Annotated in this window: 9 protein-coding genes; 3 read left to right on the top strand and 6 right to left on the bottom strand. The window is 63.3% G+C overall.

What is annotated here, in order from left to right; genetic code table 11:
- Positions 1-13: 13 nt before the first annotated feature.
- From HBA99_RS15910 to HBA99_RS15900, 3 genes are read right to left on the bottom strand one after another with little or no spacing between them, the layout of a single operon-like run.
- Positions 14-646 (bottom strand): TetR/AcrR family transcriptional regulator, encoded by a 633-nt coding sequence (locus tag HBA99_RS15910; protein ID WP_070923657.1) that lies wholly within the window; start codon positions 644-646, stop codon positions 14-16.
- Positions 643-3471, bottom strand: coding sequence for an MMPL/RND family transporter (locus HBA99_RS15905; RefSeq protein ID WP_109491697.1), 2829 nt, complete (start codon positions 3469-3471; stop codon positions 643-645). Before HBA99_RS15905 ends, HBA99_RS15910 begins: the two co-directional genes overlap by 4 nt.
- The gene (locus HBA99_RS15900; RefSeq protein ID WP_057966777.1) at positions 3468-3899 is read right to left on the bottom strand and encodes an MmpS family transport accessory protein; all 432 of its coding nucleotides are present in this window, start codon (positions 3897-3899) and stop codon (positions 3468-3470) included. The genes HBA99_RS15905 and HBA99_RS15900 overlap by 4 nt, the downstream gene beginning before the upstream one ends.
- 779 nt (positions 3900-4678) lie before the next feature.
- Here HBA99_RS15900 and pks2 point away from each other — a divergent pair.
- The 3 genes from pks2 to HBA99_RS15885 are packed head-to-tail and all read left to right on the top strand — an operon-like array spanning position 4679 to position 13066.
- On the top strand, positions 4679-10951 hold the full coding sequence (gene pks2 / locus HBA99_RS15895; protein WP_070952664.1) for a sulfolipid-1 biosynthesis phthioceranic/hydroxyphthioceranic acid synthase: 6273 nt from the start codon (positions 4679-4681) through the stop codon (positions 10949-10951).
- A 10-nt stretch (positions 10952-10961) separates the two neighbouring features.
- Positions 10962-12377 carry a condensation domain-containing protein gene (locus HBA99_RS15890; RefSeq protein ID WP_070952665.1) on the top strand — a complete coding sequence of 472 codons (1416 nt, stop codon included), beginning with the start codon at positions 10962-10964 and terminating at the stop codon, positions 12375-12377.
- Between the two features lie 2 nt (positions 12378-12379).
- Positions 12380-13066, top strand: a complete 687-nt coding sequence (locus HBA99_RS15885) for a GAP family protein (protein WP_030093960.1) — start codon at positions 12380-12382, stop codon at positions 13064-13066.
- Here HBA99_RS15885 and HBA99_RS15880 read toward each other — a convergent pair.
- The 3 genes from HBA99_RS15880 to HBA99_RS15870 form a co-directional block, all read right to left on the bottom strand.
- Positions 13032-14342 carry an HNH endonuclease signature motif containing protein gene (locus tag HBA99_RS15880; protein ID WP_070952666.1) on the bottom strand — a complete coding sequence of 437 codons (1311 nt, stop codon included), beginning with the start codon at positions 14340-14342 and terminating at the stop codon, positions 13032-13034. The genes HBA99_RS15885 and HBA99_RS15880 overlap by 35 nt on opposite strands.
- Positions 14343-14429: 87 nt before the next feature.
- Positions 14430-15206 carry an energy-coupling factor transporter transmembrane component T family protein gene (locus tag HBA99_RS15875; RefSeq protein WP_070931274.1) on the bottom strand — a complete coding sequence of 259 codons (777 nt, stop codon included), beginning with the start codon at positions 15204-15206 and terminating at the stop codon, positions 14430-14432.
- Entirely contained in the window at positions 15203-17170 is a 1968-nt protein-coding gene (locus HBA99_RS15870; protein WP_070952667.1) for a DUF2232 domain-containing protein, read from the bottom strand. The genes HBA99_RS15875 and HBA99_RS15870 overlap by 4 nt, the downstream gene beginning before the upstream one ends.
- Between the last annotated feature and the right edge of the window lie 4 nt (positions 17171-17174).

The raw sequence follows: 17174 nt of genomic DNA, 5'->3' as shown, positions 1-17174 counted from the left end.
GAAATTCCGGGAATCAGGACCGATCTACGGGAGCTTGCACAAGGGGAAGAATCACGTCGTCAACCATGCGGCGCATGTACGTCTCATCGATGACGGTTCGCTTGAGAGCCGCTGTCAGGCTGAGCCCCAGCGGGATGTCGTAGACGAGTGATAGATCACGATCCCGCGCAATCTCACCGCGCTCCACGGCTCGGGCGAACACGATCTCCATTCGCTTCTGAGTCTGCGATGCCAGCAGATCATCCAATGCCTCCGCCAACGTGGAGTCGTTGACGGCTTCGGCGATGATCCCCGCCAGCAGGTTGCCGGTGAGCATACTGCTTTCTTCCAGGTCGCTGTAATCCCGTGCCTCGTATAGAGCATGCAAATCCCCGTGCAAGCTCCCGGTGTCCGGTACGTCATCGAGTTTCCCCAGTGAAGGCCGTCCGTGCAGGATCGCATCGGCGGTGAGGGCCGCCTTGGAAGACCATCGCCGGTAGATGGCAGCCTTGCCGACCCCGGCGCGCGCAGCGATCTCGTCCATGCTCATCGCGTCGTAACCGTGTTCGGCGAGCACGATGAATGCTGCCTCCAGGATCGCGAGGTCCAAGGACCTGTTCAGGCGTCCGGATGTTCTTTGCCGCTGGATGGCAGTGTTTTTCGTCATCGGGTCCGCGCTGGAGTGTATTCGCGGAGGTTGAGCGGCCACCAAAACCAACGGCCCAGGAGTGCGGCGATGGCCGGGGTCATGAAGGACCGCACGATCAGGGTGTCGAACAACAACCCGAGGCCGATTGTCGTTCCGAGCTGCCCGACGATACGCAGGTCGCTAACAACCATGGCGCACATGGTGAATGCGAACACCAGGCCCGCATTCGTCACCACCTTGCCACTGCCGCCCATGGCCCGGATGAAACCTGTCTTGAGTCCGCCGTGGAGCTCTTCCTTGAATCGTGCGATGAGCAGCAGGTTGTAGTCCGATCCCACGGCCAACAGGATGATGACCGACAACGGGACCACGAACCAGTGCAGATCCATACCCAGCAGGTCCTGCCAAATCAGGACCGAGACCCCGATCGATGCGCCGAGTGAGATTGCTACCGTGCCGACGATGACCAGGGCCGCGACCACACTGCCGGTCACCAACAGCATGATGATGAAGATCAAGCACAGTGATGCGATGCCCGCGAGAATGAGGTCATACTTGGCTCCTTCCTGCAGGTCCTTGTTCGCCGCGGCGGTCCCGCCCAGGTAGACCTTGGCGTTCTCGAGCGGGGTGCCCTTGATCGAATCAGCCACCGCCTCTTTGATATTGCCGACGGTTGCGATCCCTTCCACCGAGGCGGGATTGCCTTGATGGGAGACGGTCATCCGGACGGCCTTCCCGTCGGGGGAGAGGAACATCTTCAGGCCGCGCTTGAAATCTGGATTGTCGAACACCTCGGGCGGCAGGTAGAACGAGTCATCGTTCTTGGCTTCGTCGAAGTACTTGCCCATCAGGGTGGAGTTTTTGGTGCTCTCATCCATCTGGTTCATGATCCCGGACATGGTGCTGTGCATGGTCAGCAATGTGCCGTGCATGGACTTCATGATGGCGATCATGGGTGGGAACTCGGCGAGCATGCGGGGCATCAGGACATCGACTTTGTCCATGTTCACCAGCATGCCGTCCATGTCCTCGACCATCGCATCGACGCCGTCGAGAGCATCGAACACCGTCCGGCTGGCCCAGCAGATCGGAATGTCGGCGCAGTGCTTCTCCCAGTAGAAGTAGTTGCGAATCGGCCTGAAAAAGTCGTCGAAAGTTGCCATCAGGTCCCGCATGTCGTGCATCCGGCCTTGCATCACCTTCATCTGGCCGGTCATGTCGTGCATGATGCCGGTGAGCTCGCGCATCATGTCGTAGACGCGTTCCATGGTGCCGATCAAGGTCCCCATTTGATCGGCCATGGTCAGCATGTCCGCCATGCGGTCCTTCATGTACTTCATGTTCTGGATCTGGCCGGCGCCCTGGAGGCCGATCTGGAACGGTATCGAACTGTGCTCGATGGGTGTGCCCAGCGGCCGGGTGATCGCCTGCACTCGTCCGACGCCACGGGCATGAAACGCCGTCTTGGCAATTCGATCGATGACCAGCATGTCCGAGGGATTTCGCATGTCATGGTCGGCCTCGATCATGAGCATTTCGGGGTTCATCCGGGCTGGCGAGAAATGTCGTTCCGCTGCTGCGTAACCAACTTTCGAAGGCACGTTATCGGGCATGTACTGACGGTCGTCATATCCGGGGGTGTATCCGGGCAGGGTAAGTAGACCGATGAGTGCAATCCCCAGTGTCACAATGAGAATCGGTCCCGGCCAGCGCACCACCGCTGCCCCGATGCGCCGCCAGCCGCGTTCATCGTGTTTGCGTTTGGGCTCGAACAGCCCGAAGCGGCTGCCCAACGCCAGTACCGCGGGAGCCAGGGAGAGGGCTGCGGCGACGATGACGAGAATGACCAGTGCGCAGGGCACACCCATGGAACGAAACAGCGGCAGACGTGTCAGGCTGAGGCACAAGGTAGCGCCGACAATGGTCAGCCCAGATCCCAAGATGACATGTGACACACCGGAATACGCGGTATAGAAGGCGGCCTCTCGATCCTGGCCGGATTGCCGCGCTTCGTGATAACGACCCAGCAGGAAGATTACATAGTCGGTACCCGCGGCGATGCCCAGCATCGTGACCATGCTTACGGCATAGGTCGAGAGGCCAATGACATTGAGATTGCCCAATGTTGCGACAACGCCCTGGCCCGCCATCAGCTCGACGCCGACGATCACCAGCGCCACGAACATGGTGATCACGGATCGGTACACGAAGAGCAGCATCACGACGACGACGCCCACCGCTATCAGAGTTGTCTTCTGCATGCTCTTGTTGCCGGCCGTTCCGGTGTCCGCGCTGGCGGCGGTTCCTCCGGTGACGTAGGCCTGCACACCGTCGGGGCCGGGTGTCTCGGCGATGATCTTGCGAACGGCATCTACGGATTCGTTCGCCAAGGTGGTTCCCTGGTCCCCGGCCAGGTTCACCTGGACATAGGCGGCTTTCCCGTCGGCGCTCTGAGCGCCCGATGCGGTAAGCGGATCTCCCCAGTAGTCGGAGATGTGTTGGACGTGGGTCGGATCGGCCTTGAGTTTCTTGATGATCTCGTCGTAGAAGCGGTGCGCCTCGTCGGCCAGTTCTTGCTTCCCCTCCAACACGATCATGACGGAGCTGTCGGAGTCGAACTCCCCGAAGACTTTTCCGGTGTGCATCATCGCGATCATCGAGGGAGCGTCTTTGGGGGACATCGACACCGAATGTGCCTTGCCCACTTCATCAAGGGAGGGTGTGACGACATTGAGGACGATGGCGATACCCAGCCAGAAGAGGATGATCGGAATCGACAGGACCCGGATGATCCGTGCGATCCGTGGGGGCCGCGCCGCGTGGTCGCCGCTACCGTGCCTCATGCGGACTTCACCAGGCAGTAGATGTAGGCGTTGTGTTCGTTGGAAACTCGCTCCACCTTGACCTCGCCATTGACGATGATCCGGCAACCGATTGTGTCGCCGTTGCCTTGGGCCACGATGTTCCCACTCAACGACGGCAAGATCGAGACGATCTTGAACGACCATGGCAGCTGCACGGCGTCGACGCGCGTCGGCTGCGCATCCTCGTTGAAGTAGTTCACATCTGCCATGGCCCCGGGTTCTCCAAATACTTCATATACGAGTGTCTTTGGGTTGTATGGGACGGCATCTTTGGCGTTGTTGTCGGCAGAGGAGGCGAAGGAATCCGCACCGAAAATCCCGCGTACCCGTAACACTGCGAATCCGCCGATCGCGAGTACCGCGGCGATGAGAAGCGGCATCCACACCCGTCTTATGACGCGAAGCATCCCAAACCCCTTTGTGTTCAATGGAATTAGCAGATGACTGGCGGGCTTATGTTATGGAACTGCCGCAGTTGGTCGAGACGGGCATCTTTGCCCTACACGGAACTGGAGTTCCGCATGATGGTCGGGACGGTACCGCAGTTCCGTTCGGGGCGCGACACGAGTGAGCTAACTATGAGGACCTTTGGGGTGCCGTGATTTGCCGTTGCCCGCCCGGACCTCGCGTCGCGACCGGGTCGCGCCTTGTCACGAGCGTTTCTGCCCGACGCCGGTGGATGCCCGGCCACCTCACCAGTCACAAAACTAATGGCAAGTATGCACCGATTTCTGCCTAAAGCCCGCCTGGATCTTGATTGATAGGGGAAGCGATGAATTTAGGCTCACGGTGAGTAAATTGCATAAATATTTCATAGAGAAGGTCGGGTTAAATGTTCTCGAAATGCTGGCGTATGGCAACACTTGATAGCCTGTATGTTGTGACATTTAAGCAGTTTGATGGGGTGTTCATCGCCTTCAATGGCAAACAATTATGAGCATGAAAATATTTGTGAATTTCTTGTTTCCCGGCTATCAATGCACTGTTAATGGGGAACGGGGTAGGGGTCTAAAAGTAGTCAATGTGCGATGCCTTCTCACAGTTTCAGCCGAGGCGCTGTGATCCTGATCTCCCGAGTCGCGAATTCCTTTCACGCACCCTATCTTTAGCCTTGTCGGGTTCTACTGCTAGTTGTCTCCGGTTCTACCAACAGGCAGATTGTCGTGCGCGAGGAGGACGTAGCAAGATGAAAAACGCGTCTGTGACCCCAGTTGCAGTTATCGGGTTGGGGTGCCGGCTTCCGGGTGGGATCGAGTCGCCCGAACAGTTCTGGGAGGCGCTGCTGCGCGGTGAGGACTTCGTTACTGAGGTGCCCCCTGCGCGCTGGGACTTGAGTGAGTACTACGACCCCGAGTCCGGCGTGCCCGGCAAGTCGCCTTCCAAGTGGGGGGCCTTCCTGGATGACGTTGGCGGCTTCGATGCGGACTTTTTCAGCATCAACGAGCGTGAGGCCGTCTCGATCGATCCTCAGCATCGTGTTTTGCTCGAAACATCTTGGCAGGCAGTGGAACATGCGGGCCTCAATCCGCGGACCCTTGCTGGCTCGCAGACCGGAGTGTTCGTGGGAGTGACCCACAACGACTATCAGTTGGTGGCCGCGGACGCGGCGGATCTCGGAGGTCCCTACGGATTCGCGGGTACAAACTTCTGCATGGCGTCGGGGCGCATCTCTTACGCCCTGGGTGTGCATGGGCCGTCATTGACGGTCGACGCCGGGTGTGCAGCGGGGTTGGCGACTGTGCATATGGGATGTCAGAGCCTGGCGGCAGGCGAAAGTGATCTCGTGCTCGCAGGCGGTGTCAACCTCGTCTTGGAACCCCGCAGGTATGTCGGTGCCTCGCAGCAGCGCATGCTCTCTCCGACCGGGCGCTGCCACACATTCACCGGCGAGGCAGACGGTTTCGTGATGTCTGAGGGCTGCGTCATGATTCTGCTGAAGCGGCTGGACGATGCGGTGCGAGACGGGGACCGGATTCTGGCGATCGTGCGGGGCACGGCGTCGAATCAGGATGGGCGCACAGTGAATCAGTCAACTCCGTCCTCGGACGCGCAGGCGGCCGCATGCCGTACTGCACTGGCGGCTGCCGGTGTGGACGCCAGCACCGTCGGACTCATTGAGGCGCACGGTACGGGCACACCGGTGGGCGATCCCATCGAGTACACGGGTCTGGCGCAGGTCTATGGAGTCGAGGGACCCTGCGCCGTGGGGTCGGTGAAGACCAACTTTGGGCACACCATGTCGGCGGCCGGTGCGCTGGGACTGATGAAGATCATTCTCGCGGTGGAGCATGGCGTGATTCCGCCAAACCTGCATTTCACCGGGATTCCCGACAAGCTTGCCGGCGTCACAACGAACCTTTTTGTGCCGCAATCGGTTATCCCATGGCCCGAGAACATCGAGGGCCCGCGGCGCGCCGGGGTATCGGCATACGGAATGTCAGGTTCCAACGTCCACGCGGTGGTGGAACAGGCTCCGCCCGCCGTGTCTGCGGAAACCAGCGTGGAATCGCCCCTGGGATCGCAGCTGATTTTCCCGGTGTCTTCGACGTCTGCCGACGAGTTGCGCCGGACTGCGGGCAGATTGGCCGACTGGCTCTCTGAAGGTGCCGATGTCCCGGTCGGGGACGTGGGATACACCCTGGCACGTCGCAGGGCGCACCGGCCGGTGCGCACCACCGTGGTGGCCAACGACGTCAACGAACTAGTGGCCGGGCTCCGCGAGGTTGCCGGTGACGAGGCCCCATATCAGGCGGCGGTTGCCGAGGATGACCGCGGCCCGGTCTGGCTCTTCTCCGGTCAAGGTTCGCAATGGGCGGCCATGGGTGCCGAATTGCTTGCTAAGGAACCGGTATTCGCCGCGACCATCGCCCGCCTCGAGCCACTGATCCAGGCGGAGTCCGGATTCTCGGTTAGCGAGGCGATCTCGGCGCCGGAGACGGTCACGGGTATCGACCGGGTTCAGCCGACGTTGTTCGCCATGCAGGTGTCATTGGCTGCCGCCATGGCTTCGTACGGAGTGAAGCCCGGAGCGGTCATCGGGCATTCGATGGGCGAGGCGGCAGCCGCGGTTGTCTCCGAGGCCCTGTCGTTGGAAGACGGCGTCAAGGTGATCTGCCGCCGTTCGAAGTTGATGCTGCGCATCTCGGGAGCTGGCGCCATGGCTTCCGTCGACCTGCCGGCTCAGCAGGTGGTCGCGGAACTGGCCGATCGGGAGATCGACGATGTGGTCCTGGCGGTGGTCGCGTCGCCGCAGTCGACGGTTGTCGGTGGTGCCACCGAGACAGTGCGGCAGCTCATCGCGGAGTGGTCGGACCGCGGATTGATGGCCCGTGAGGTGGCCGTCGACGTTGCGTCGCATTCACCGCAGGTGGACCCGATTCTGGACGATCTTGCCGATGCCCTCGAAGATCTGTCACCGCGGACACCGGTTGTGCCGCTGTACTCTTCGGTCTCGTTCGATCCGCGCGAGAAGCCCGTGATGGATGCCGATTACTGGGTGGACAACCTGCGTCACACGGTACGGTTCGCGGCGGCAGTGCAAGCGGCGCTGGACGACGGGTACCGCGTTTTCGGTGAGCTGGCACCACACCCGTTGCTGGTGTACCCCGCCGAACAGACCGCACGCAGCCTCGACATTCCCATGGTGGCCCTCGCCGGTATGCGCCGCGAGCAGGAGCTGCCGCATGGGCTTCGCGATTTTGTGGGAGACGTCTATACAGCCGGTGGTGCGGTGGACTTCTCGGTGCTCTACCCAGCGGGCGCCCTTGTGGATGTGCCGTTGCCGAGCTGGACCCGCCAGTCGTACCTGTTGGATCTGTCTGCGCAGGCGCAGGGCCAGAGCAGCCATACCGTTGCCGTCCACCCGCTGCTCGGCGCATATGTGCGACTGACCGAGGAGCCTGTGCGCCACATCTGGCAGGCCGATGTCGGCACCGAGGCACAGCCCTGGATCGCGGACCATCAGGTTCGTCATGTGGCGGTGTACCCGGGTGCCGCATACTGTGAGATGGCGCTGTCGGCCTCTGCCGCCGTATTCGGTGAAGGCTCAGTGGTACAGGACATTTCGTTCGAACAGCTGCTGACCTTGGGTGAGACGACGCCGATATCGGCTACGGCCACGGCGAAGTCTGCGGATGTACTCGAGTTCGTGGTGGATACCCACGACGAAGGTGAGACAGTCAAGCGCGCTACAGCGGTCTTGGGTAGTGGTGACGAGGCCGATGTTCCCGTGGCCTACGACCTAGCCGCGCTACGGGCGGAGCACCCGCACAGCGCGACGGGCGACGAGCTACGAGAGTCGTTCGACGAGCGGGGAGTGCAGTACGGCCCGGCCTTCCAGGGCTTGGTCTCCGCGTACCACGGCGACGAGTCTGTCAGGTCGGTGCTTGCGGAAGTGGCACTGCCTCGGGATGTTCGGGCGCAGCAGGGCAGTTACATCGTCCACCCCGCGCTCCTGGACGCTTGCTTCCAGTCCGTCATCGCGCTGCCGGATGTTCAGGCGGCCAGCAAGAACGCGCTACCGCTTCCCAAGGGTGTGCGCAGCCTGCACGCCTACGAATCCGCACGTTCCACGCAGTACTGCTACACCCGGGTGACCAAGGTGATTGGCAACGAGGTGGAAGCTGATATCGATCTGCTGGACGAGAACGGCGCCGTGTTGGTTGCGGTGCGGGGCTTCCGATTCGGTACCGGCGCCTCGGACGACGAGCAGCGCGATCAGCTGCTCAACAACCGCCTGCTTGCCATCGAATGGCAGCAGCAGCGGTTGCCCGAGGAGGTATCGGGCGGGCCGCGCCGGTGGCTGCTGGTCAGCACGGGTGAGACCGTGGACCCGTGGGCATCGGAGCTGATCGATGCGCTGAAACTGCGCAACAGTGAGGTGGCGCTGATTCAGTGGCGGCCAGACACCGATCGTGTTGCGGCACTGAAGCTTCTGTACGACCAGCTGGAGGCCGGCGGATTTGACGGTGTGCTCGTCGTCACCGCCCCCGGGGCCGCCGCAGGTGCGGACAGGGTGGCTCTGCAGGGGGCCGATCAGGTTCGGCATCTGGTGCGGATCACCCGCGAATTGGTGGACCTGCCGGGCGAGCCGCCGCGGCTGTACGTGGTGACTCGCAACGCTCAGACGGTTGTCGACGGCGACATCACCAATCTGGAACAGGCCGGATTGCGGGGCTTGGTGCGCGTCATCGGCGCCGAGTATCCCCACTTGCGTGTCACGCACATCGATGTCGACGGCCACACCGCCGCCCAGAACGTGGCGGGCGAGTTGGCTTCCGGGTCGGAAGAGGACGAGACCGCATGGCGTGACGACCACTGGTACCGGGCACGCCTGAACCTGGGTCCGCTCGGCCCCGACGACTGGCGCAGTACCGTTGCGACACCGGACAATGAGGGAGTTCGGTTCGAGGTCCGCACGCCGGGCGACCTGCAGTCACTCGGGTTCGTCGCGTTTGATCGGGTGGCCCCCGGGCCGGGACAGATCGAAGTCTCGGTCACGGCCACCAGCATCAACTTCGCCGACGTGCTGAACGTGTACGGCCGGTACTCGAGTTTCGAAGGCCGGCAGGAGCTCGGCGTCGACTTCGCGGGCGTGGTGACGGCCGTCGGTGAGGGCGTCACCCAGCATCAGGTGGGTGACCGCGTGGGCGGCATGACGCCGACCGGCGCCTGGAGAAGCTTCGTCGTGGTCGATGCCAACCTTGCCGCGACGCTCCCGGCCGAGGTGCCCGATAGAGAGGCAGCAGCCGTCCCGGGCGCTCATGTCACCGCCTGGTACGGGCTCCATGAACTCGCCAGGATCTCCGCGGAGGACAAGGTGTTGATCCATTCCGGTACCGGTGGTGTGGGACAGGCAGCGATTGCCATCGCCCGTGCCGCGGGGGCCGAGATTTACGCCACCGCGGGCAGCGAAGAGCGGCGAGAATTGTTGCGCAGCTGGGGTATCAAGCACGTATACGACTCGCGCAGCACAGAATTCGCAGACCTGATCCGTCGTGACACCGACGGCTACGGCGTGGACATCGTGCTCAACTCGCTCACCGGTGCCGCGCAACGGGCCGGAGTGGAACTGCTGACCTTCGGTGGCCGCTTCATCGAAATCGGCAAGCGTGACATCTACGGCGACACCCGGCTGGGGCTGTTTCCCTTCCGGCGGAACCTGTCGTTCCACGCCGTCGACCTTGTCCTGGTATCGAAGACACGGCCACAAGCGATCTACCGCACCCTGACAGCGCTGTACGGGCAGATGGCAGAGGGCGTGCTGCCGTTGCCGGAGATCTCGTCCTCTCCATTGCAAGAGGCGGCGGAGTCGATCCGTGTGATGGGTGCTGCGGGGCATACCGGAAAGCTCGTTCTGGACCTGCCTAAGGCGGGCGAGGTCGACGCGGTGATCCCGGCGTCGCATGCGCCAGCGTTCCGCCGAGAGGGTGCGTACGTGATCACCGGTGGCCTCGGCGGGCTGGGCTTGTTCCTGGCGAAGAAGCTGGCGGCTGCCGGGGTCGGCCGGATCATCCTCAACGGTCGCAGCGCTCCGAAGCCCGAGGCCGTAGAGGCTATTGAGCAGATCCGGCACGCCGGCATCGAAATCGATGTGGTGCTTGGCGATATCGCCGAACCGGAGACGTCACAACGTCTGGTGGCGGCAGCCACGGAGACCGGGAAGCCTGTGCGCGGCGTGCTGCATGCCGCCGCCCTGGTGCACGATGCCACGCTCGCCAACATCACCGACGAACTGATCGACCGTGGAGACTGGCGGCCCAAGGTACATGGCGCCTGGAATCTGCACGAGGCCACCGCGGAGCAACCGCTGGACTGGTTCTGCTCGTTCTCCTCGATTGCGGCGCTGGTGGGCTCTCCGGGACAGGGTGCCTACGCGGCGGCCAACAGCTGGCTGGACGGATTCACGCACTGGCGACGTGCCCAGGGCTTACCGGCCACTGTCATCGCTTGGGGTGCCTGGTCGGAGATCGGGCAGGGCACGCATCTGGCGAACGCGGACGCGGCAATCCTCCCGGACGAGGGTGCCTACGCCTTCGACACCGTGCTTCGGCACAATCGGGCGTACACCGCCTATGCGCCGATGGCAGGCATATCGTGGCTGGCCGACTTCGTCGAGCGCAGTCCGTTTGCCCAGGCATTCCGTGATGCGGGTCAATCTCAAACGGAGACAAACAAGTTCCTCGATGAGCTCAACGCGCTGCCGCGTGAGGAGTGGCCGACCCGACTCCGGAAACTGGTCGCCGAGCAGGTGGGCCTGGTGCTCCGGCGATCGATCGATCCCGACCGATCCCTCCCGGATTATGGCCTGGACTCATTGGGCAACCTCGAAATTCGTACCCGTATCCAAGCGGACACCGGCGTCCGTATCGGTCCGGCTGATGTATCGACAGTGCGGTCTTTGGCGTCGCATCTGTACGACAAGCTGGCCGATCAGGAATCCGAAGTCGCTTCGTCTTAAGGGGATTGAAATGCGTGGTGGACCAGTAACGGTGTCGTTGACCGACAAGTGGGAGCCGTCTGCGGGATCGGTGATCACCTGGCAGCCTTCACCGGCCTCGTACGCGAAGGCCCTTGAAGCGCCGGTGAGTGAGGTTCCCCCGAGCTTCATGCAGGTGCAGCATCTGCGCACATATCTGCGGCAGGCCGCCAAGGGTCTGGACTTCTCGCGTGTGCTCGTCTTCACCTTGGATATGCCGGGGCGGTGCGACAAGCGGGCCATGGGTCATGTGATCAATGCCCACCTGAGGAGACACGACACGTATCGGAGCTGGTTCTCGCTCGACGATGATCAGAACATCGTTCGGCGCACCATCGCCGACCCAGCCGACGTGGAGTTCGTCCAGGTCAAGTTGGGCGAGATAACCTCCGACGAGGTGCGGGAGATGGTGGTCTCGGAGACCCCGGACCCCTTCCGATGGGACTGCTTCCGATTCGGAATCGTCCAGAGCTCGGGGCATTTCACCTTCTACTTCAGTGTGGACCATCTGCACCTGGATGCGACTTTTGCGCGCTTGCTGATCATGGAGATCCTCATGGGATACAAGGCGCTGGTTCAGGGCGGCGCCCCGATCGAGCTTCCGCCCGCGGGCAGCTACGGCGACTACTGCATCAGGCAGCATGAGTTTCTTTCCGGGCTGACCCCTGATTCCGAACCGGTGCGCGAGTGGACTCAGTTCGCCGAGAACAACCGCGGCAGCCTCCCGGATTTCCCGCTGCCGCTGGGTGATCACGGTGTGCCCTGCGGTACCGCGATCGTCACCGAGCAGCTGCTCGATGAGCAGCAGGCACTGAAGTTCGAGTCGCGCTGCATCGATGCGGGGGCGCGATTCATCGGTGGCGTGATGGCCGCTCTCGGATTCGCCGAACGTGAATTGACCGGTACCGATACCTATTACGGCATCACGCCGAGCGACGCCCGCGACGAGGCGGACATGTTCACGACGGGATGGTTCACCGGGCTGGTGCCGATAACAGCCCCCGTTGACGGGACCTTTGGTGCGGCAGCCGTCGCGGCGCAGGAATCGTTTGACCGTGGCAGGCAGCTGGTGAATGTTCCCTTCTACCGGGTCCTGGAATTGGTGCCGGAGCTGAACTGGCCACGGCCGTACCACCCCATGATCAACTTCTTCGACGGTGGTGCTCCGCCACTTTCGCAGTTGTTCACCAACCCGCTGCTGGTGAGCAATCCCATCGGTCTGTATGCCGAAAGTAAGTCGGTGTACCAGCTGACGATCTTCATCTCGCGATTCCCGACGGAGACGACGCTGATGATCGCGTACCCGGACAACCCCATCGCGCGGGAGTCGATCACCCGCTACGTAGACCTCGTGAAGTCCACGTTCGCACGGGTTTGCGAGCAGAATGACGCTGTGCACGCGCGGTAGTCATGTGGACCATCGTCTTATTGATGGCACTTGGTGTGAGCGTTGAGCCCACCCGACTGGGACTGACAGTCCTGATGTTGAACAGGCCGCGACCGCTGCTGCAGCTGTTCGTGTTCCTGTGCGGTGCATTCGTCATGGGGTTGAGCCTCGGACTGACGCTGTTGTTTGTCCTTCGGGTGTCCCCGATGGGACAGGCCGATGTTTCGGGGCCCTATATCCAAGTCGCGCTTGGCGTTCTGGCCCTGTTGGTAGCGGCGGTGCTGGCCATCACGGCCTCGATCCGTCGACCTGCCGCCGCTCCGCGTGCGCCGCGGGCGGGCTTGGCCGACAAGGTCGCGAGGCGAGTGCGAGGGTTCATGCAGAACAACTCGTTGTGGGTGGCGGGGGTCAGTGGACTGGGAATTGCCTTGCCGTCGGCGGACTTCCTTGCGGTTATCGCCCTCATCCACGCCTCGGGTGCCACACAGCCCATTCAGTCCATGGCACTGCTCTTCTTCAACGCGGTGGCCTTCTCGATGGTGGCGCTGCCGTTGTTGAGTTACGCGGCCATGCCGGCGCGGACATACGAGATGGTGTCGGCCCTGCACACCTGGGTACGGTCCCGCCGGCGGATCGATGTCGCGCTGATCGTTGCAATCCTCGGCCTGATCATTCTCAGTCTGGGAACCATCGGCATTCTGCGGGCGTGATGCCGCTGAACTCCAGTTGTGGTGGGGGTATCCATTCAGTGGTGCCGTCGGGATGTTTGCGGGTGGTCCAACCGTGGCTCAGGAGTCGGTGGTGTGGTGGGCAGGCGAGGGTGAGGTTGTCGATGTCGGTGTCTCCGCCGTCGGCCCATTCGGTGATGTGGTGGACTTCGCAGAGGTATCCGGGCACTGTGCAGTCGGGGTGGGTGCAGCCACGGTCGCGGGCATGCAGCACGAGGCGTTGATCTGACGAAGCGATCCGCTTCGTTCGGCCGAGATACAGGGGTCGGCCGTCGTCATCGAAAATGCTCAGGTAGTGGTGGGCATGCCTGGCCATGCGGATCAGATCGCGCATCGGCAACCGGGTGCCGGCGCCGGTGATCGCGATCCCGGCCCGCTCTTCTAATTCTGCCAGCGTGGTGGTGACCACGACGGTGACGGGGAGGCCGTGATGGGACCCCAGTTCCCCCGAGGCCAAGGTGGCGCGCAGGCAGGTGCGGAGGGCGTCGTGGTTGCGTTGCGCATCGCTGCGAGTGTCACGGTCGGCCGCGTCTGGCGCGGGTTTACCATCGACCACAGGGCTTCGATCGCTCGGGTTGCACATGCCGGGGGCGGCGAGTTTGGCGAGCACCGCATCGAGGTAGGCGCGGGTTTCTGGATCCAGCAGTCCCGTGATTGGGGACATGCCATCAAAACCCTGCTGCCCAATCGTCACCCCGCGACGGCGGGCTCTATCCACATCGGAGAACTCTCCATCTGGATTCAACAGGGCCATCATGCGTTCAGCACCCACGCGCAGTTGTTCGGGCCGAAACCGTGCCGCCATGTCGGCCAGTTGTTGTTCGGCGGCTTCGCGAGTCGGGCCGTCCACCATCACCGGCAACCGGTCAAAAAAGCTGCAGATGATCCGGACGTGCTCCTCACCTATATCGCCGCGCCCCAGGGCGCAAGCCACATTCGGCAACTGAGGTGCCAGCACCTCACCGGTGATTGCCCGGCGCGGGGCTAGCTGCTCGGCATCGGCGATGCGGCGCCGGGCCGCTCCCTTACTGATATGCAGACGCCGCGACACCGCATCGGCATACGAGGTGCCCCCCAACTCGACGGGCGAGGCCTGCGCAGTGACCTTCGGAATCAAGCCCCCACCCCGGGCCGACAATCGGCGCTGCACCACTTCCAGGCGCGCCATGATCGTCAACGCCTCGACGGCGGTCAGCTCATCGATCGACTCAGCACAGAAGGCATCAACCACCGCCTCCAACACTCTAATCGAACTCATGTTCGAATTATAGTTACCCCCACCGACAAAATCTCCCGGTTTGGGAGACAAGAAACCATTGGGGCAAAAGGGATTCCGGGTCCGGTGTCAGCCTAGCGTCAGTGCCAGAACGACGACACTAATGAGCGCCACCACGGCAAGAGCGTCACGCCATCCCGGATAGATGGGGTGCGCCGAGATCCGTCCCGCGCCTCCGCGTGCGGTGATCGCGTCACCCATCTCGGTGGCGCGGCGCAGCGAGACGACCATCGCGGCGGTACACAGATCGACGACTTCCGCACGCCGCGAGGGCTTCTCCGGTTGCGGCGGTTGAAGCCTGCGCGCGGCCGCCAACAACCGGAATTCCTCGGAGAGCATGGGAAACATCCGGAACGCCAGGGAAATGGTGATTGCCCAATCGTCGACGGGCGCCCGCAGGATGCGCAGGGGGCGACACAAAAGTGCTACTGCGGGAGCGATATCGGCGACCTGTGTCGTCCATGAGATCACCGCGCCGAGCCCGATCAGAACCAGCCCCAGCGACGTCACGCGCAGGAAATCCAGGAAGCCGCCGACGCCGATGGTGACCGGTCCGAATGTCAGCTCGGGCGCGCCACCGTTCACGATGGTGAACAAGCTGCCCGCCACCACAAGCAGCCCCACCCACCGCGGCACGGACGGGATACATCTGGGGGAGATGCCGGCAAGACCCGCGGTCACGAGGATCAGCAGGGCGACGAGCCCGATGGCGGTCCACGACGGCATGACGGTCAGCAACACCGATATTGCCAGCGCGGCCAGGAGTTTGGTGCCGGCCCACAGCGCGTGGATGGGTGACGGCCCGGGAACGGGCCGCATCAGCATCAATGGACGTCGTTGACTCATCCGGCGTTCACCAACTCACCCTGTTCCAGACGGATGGTGCGGGGACACAACGGAGCGAGGCTGTCGGTGTCGTGGGAGATCACGACGACGGCTTGACCACCGCCACGGATGCGTACCAGCAGATCGATGAGGTCGGCTTGGGCGTCAACGTCCAGACCCGCCAGCGGCTCATCGAGGATCAGCAGGCGCGGCGAGCGGGCGAGCAGTCCGGCCAGGGCGACTCGCCGCAGCTGCCCGCCACTGAGCCGATCGATAAGCACCCCACCGATACTCGGGTCCAGGCTGACCGAGGTTAGCGCGCGATCAATACTCTCGGTATCGGCGACCGAGTACCCGGCGAGTGCGGCCACCGCGGCACCGGCGTGCCCCCGCAGCAGCTGTAGTCGCGCGGCCTGGAAGCACAACGCAACCGCGCCAACCTGTTCGGCGGTGGGGCGGCCATCGAGAAGGCATTGGCCCGCTGACGGTTCCAGGAGGCCCGCCATGATCCACGCCAGGGTGGATTTGCCGGAACCGTTGCCGCCGCAGAGCAGTATTCCGTCGCTGGAACGAACCTGCAGTGACACATCGCGCAGCACCGGTTGTGACCACGGCGTGCCGACCGCATAGTCGAACGAGACTCCTTGCACGTCGAGAATCGTTTCCCCACCAAGAGATTCGGTAGGGGATGGGCGTTCGGCGCCTTCCCGATCTTCTCGTACCTCAATACCGCCCAACGCCACCACACGATCGGCGGCGTCGGCCTCCTGCGGGTAGTGGGTGATGTGCACCAGCCCTAGACGGTGATGGGTGGTGAGTCCGTCGAGCACGTTGATGAGCGTCTGCCGGCCGTCGTGGTCGACCATGGTGGTCACCTCATCGGCGATGAGCAGCGCGGGTTCGCGCGCGAGCGCCGACGCGACCGCCAGCCGCTGCAGTTCTCCGCCGGACAGACCCGCGGTGTCCCGGTCGCTCATCTCACCCAGACCCACTTCGGCGAGCAGACCGTCGATATCGATCTCGCGGTCGTGCGGCAGCCCCCACACGATGTCGTCGGCCACACGCAAACCCAGCACCTGGCTTTCCGGATGCTGCAAGACCAGCGCGGTCCCACCCACCTGGCCCAGGCCCACGCCGCCGGGGCGCTCGATGGTGCCGGCAGTCGGAGGAACACCCGCGAGAAGACGCATGAGGGTGGACTTGCCGGAGCCGTTGGCGCCGGTCACCGCGATGTGCTCGCCGACATCGACGCGCATGGTTACCGCGGTCAGGGCATCCCGGTCGGCTCCGGCGTACCGGTAACCGGCGCCGGTGAGAACGGTTGGCAGTGGGCCGGGCGGGGTGGTGTCGTGCCCCGCGGGCAGCGTCCCCACCGAGGACAGGTCGGTGACTTCCTCCAGTCTGCGCAGCACTGGCGTCAGCACCCGCCAACCGAAGGAGGTCCCGAAGATGACGATGAGCCACACCGAGACCCCGAAGAACCAGGGCCAGTGCACGATCCAGCCCTGCACGGCGTGATCCAATCCCGCTGCGGCGCTGCCGAGTAGCGGCACGCCACTCAACAGCGTCGCGAACCCGCCGACGTTGGCGGACACCGCGCCCAGGACAACCTCGCGCAGATTCCGCAAGGCCGCGAACACCCCGACGCAGAAGGACGAGACCAGCACGCCCCACAGCGCGGCGACAGCCAACATTGTTGCCGCGCCGCGATTACGGCGCCGCACCTGACCGGCGATCGCACCCATGTACGCACATGTGAGCGCCGAGACCAGCCCCCCGAATCCGGCGATCAGAAAGCTGATGAGGCCGGCGGTGACACAGGCGGCCAACGCCACCCGGATGCGATGCCGGTAACACAGCACTCCCATCGGGACCGCTCCCAACCAGGCGAACACCACTGCGCCGGGCAGCACGATAGAGACCACAGCGATCGCCCCCATGAGGGCAGCAGTCATCGCGGCCTGGGCCAACTCCGCTGGTTGCATACGA

This window comes from Mycobacteroides chelonae (genome assembly GCF_016767715.1).
Lineage (GTDB): Bacteria > Actinomycetota > Actinomycetes > Mycobacteriales > Mycobacteriaceae > Mycobacterium > Mycobacterium gwanakae.
Note: the sequence above shows the minus strand (reverse complement) of the source record. Positions and strands in the feature narration are given on the sequence as shown.

Coding starts and splice junctions, on each gene's coding strand:
- HBA99_RS15910 (WP_070923657.1), bottom strand. CDS start 646: ATGACGAAAAACACTGCCATCCAGCGGCAAAGAACATCCGGACGCCTG.
- HBA99_RS15905 (WP_109491697.1), bottom strand. CDS start 3,471: ATGAGGCACGGTAGCGGCGACCACGCGGCGCGGCCCCCACGGATCGCA.
- HBA99_RS15900 (WP_057966777.1), bottom strand. CDS start 3,899: ATGCTTCGCGTCATAAGACGGGTGTGGATGCCGCTTCTCATCGCCGCG.
- pks2 (WP_070952664.1), top strand. CDS start 4,679: ATGAAAAACGCGTCTGTGACCCCAGTTGCAGTTATCGGGTTGGGGTGC.
- HBA99_RS15890 (WP_070952665.1), top strand. CDS start 10,962: ATGCGTGGTGGACCAGTAACGGTGTCGTTGACCGACAAGTGGGAGCCG.
- HBA99_RS15885 (WP_030093960.1), top strand. CDS start 12,380: ATGTGGACCATCGTCTTATTGATGGCACTTGGTGTGAGCGTTGAGCCC.
- HBA99_RS15880 (WP_070952666.1), bottom strand. CDS start 14,342: ATGAGTTCGATTAGAGTGTTGGAGGCGGTGGTTGATGCCTTCTGTGCT.
- HBA99_RS15875 (WP_070931274.1), bottom strand. CDS start 15,206: ATGAGTCAACGACGTCCATTGATGCTGATGCGGCCCGTTCCCGGGCCG.
- HBA99_RS15870 (WP_070952667.1), bottom strand. CDS start 17,170: ATGCAACCAGCGGAGTTGGCCCAGGCCGCGATGACTGCTGCCCTCATG.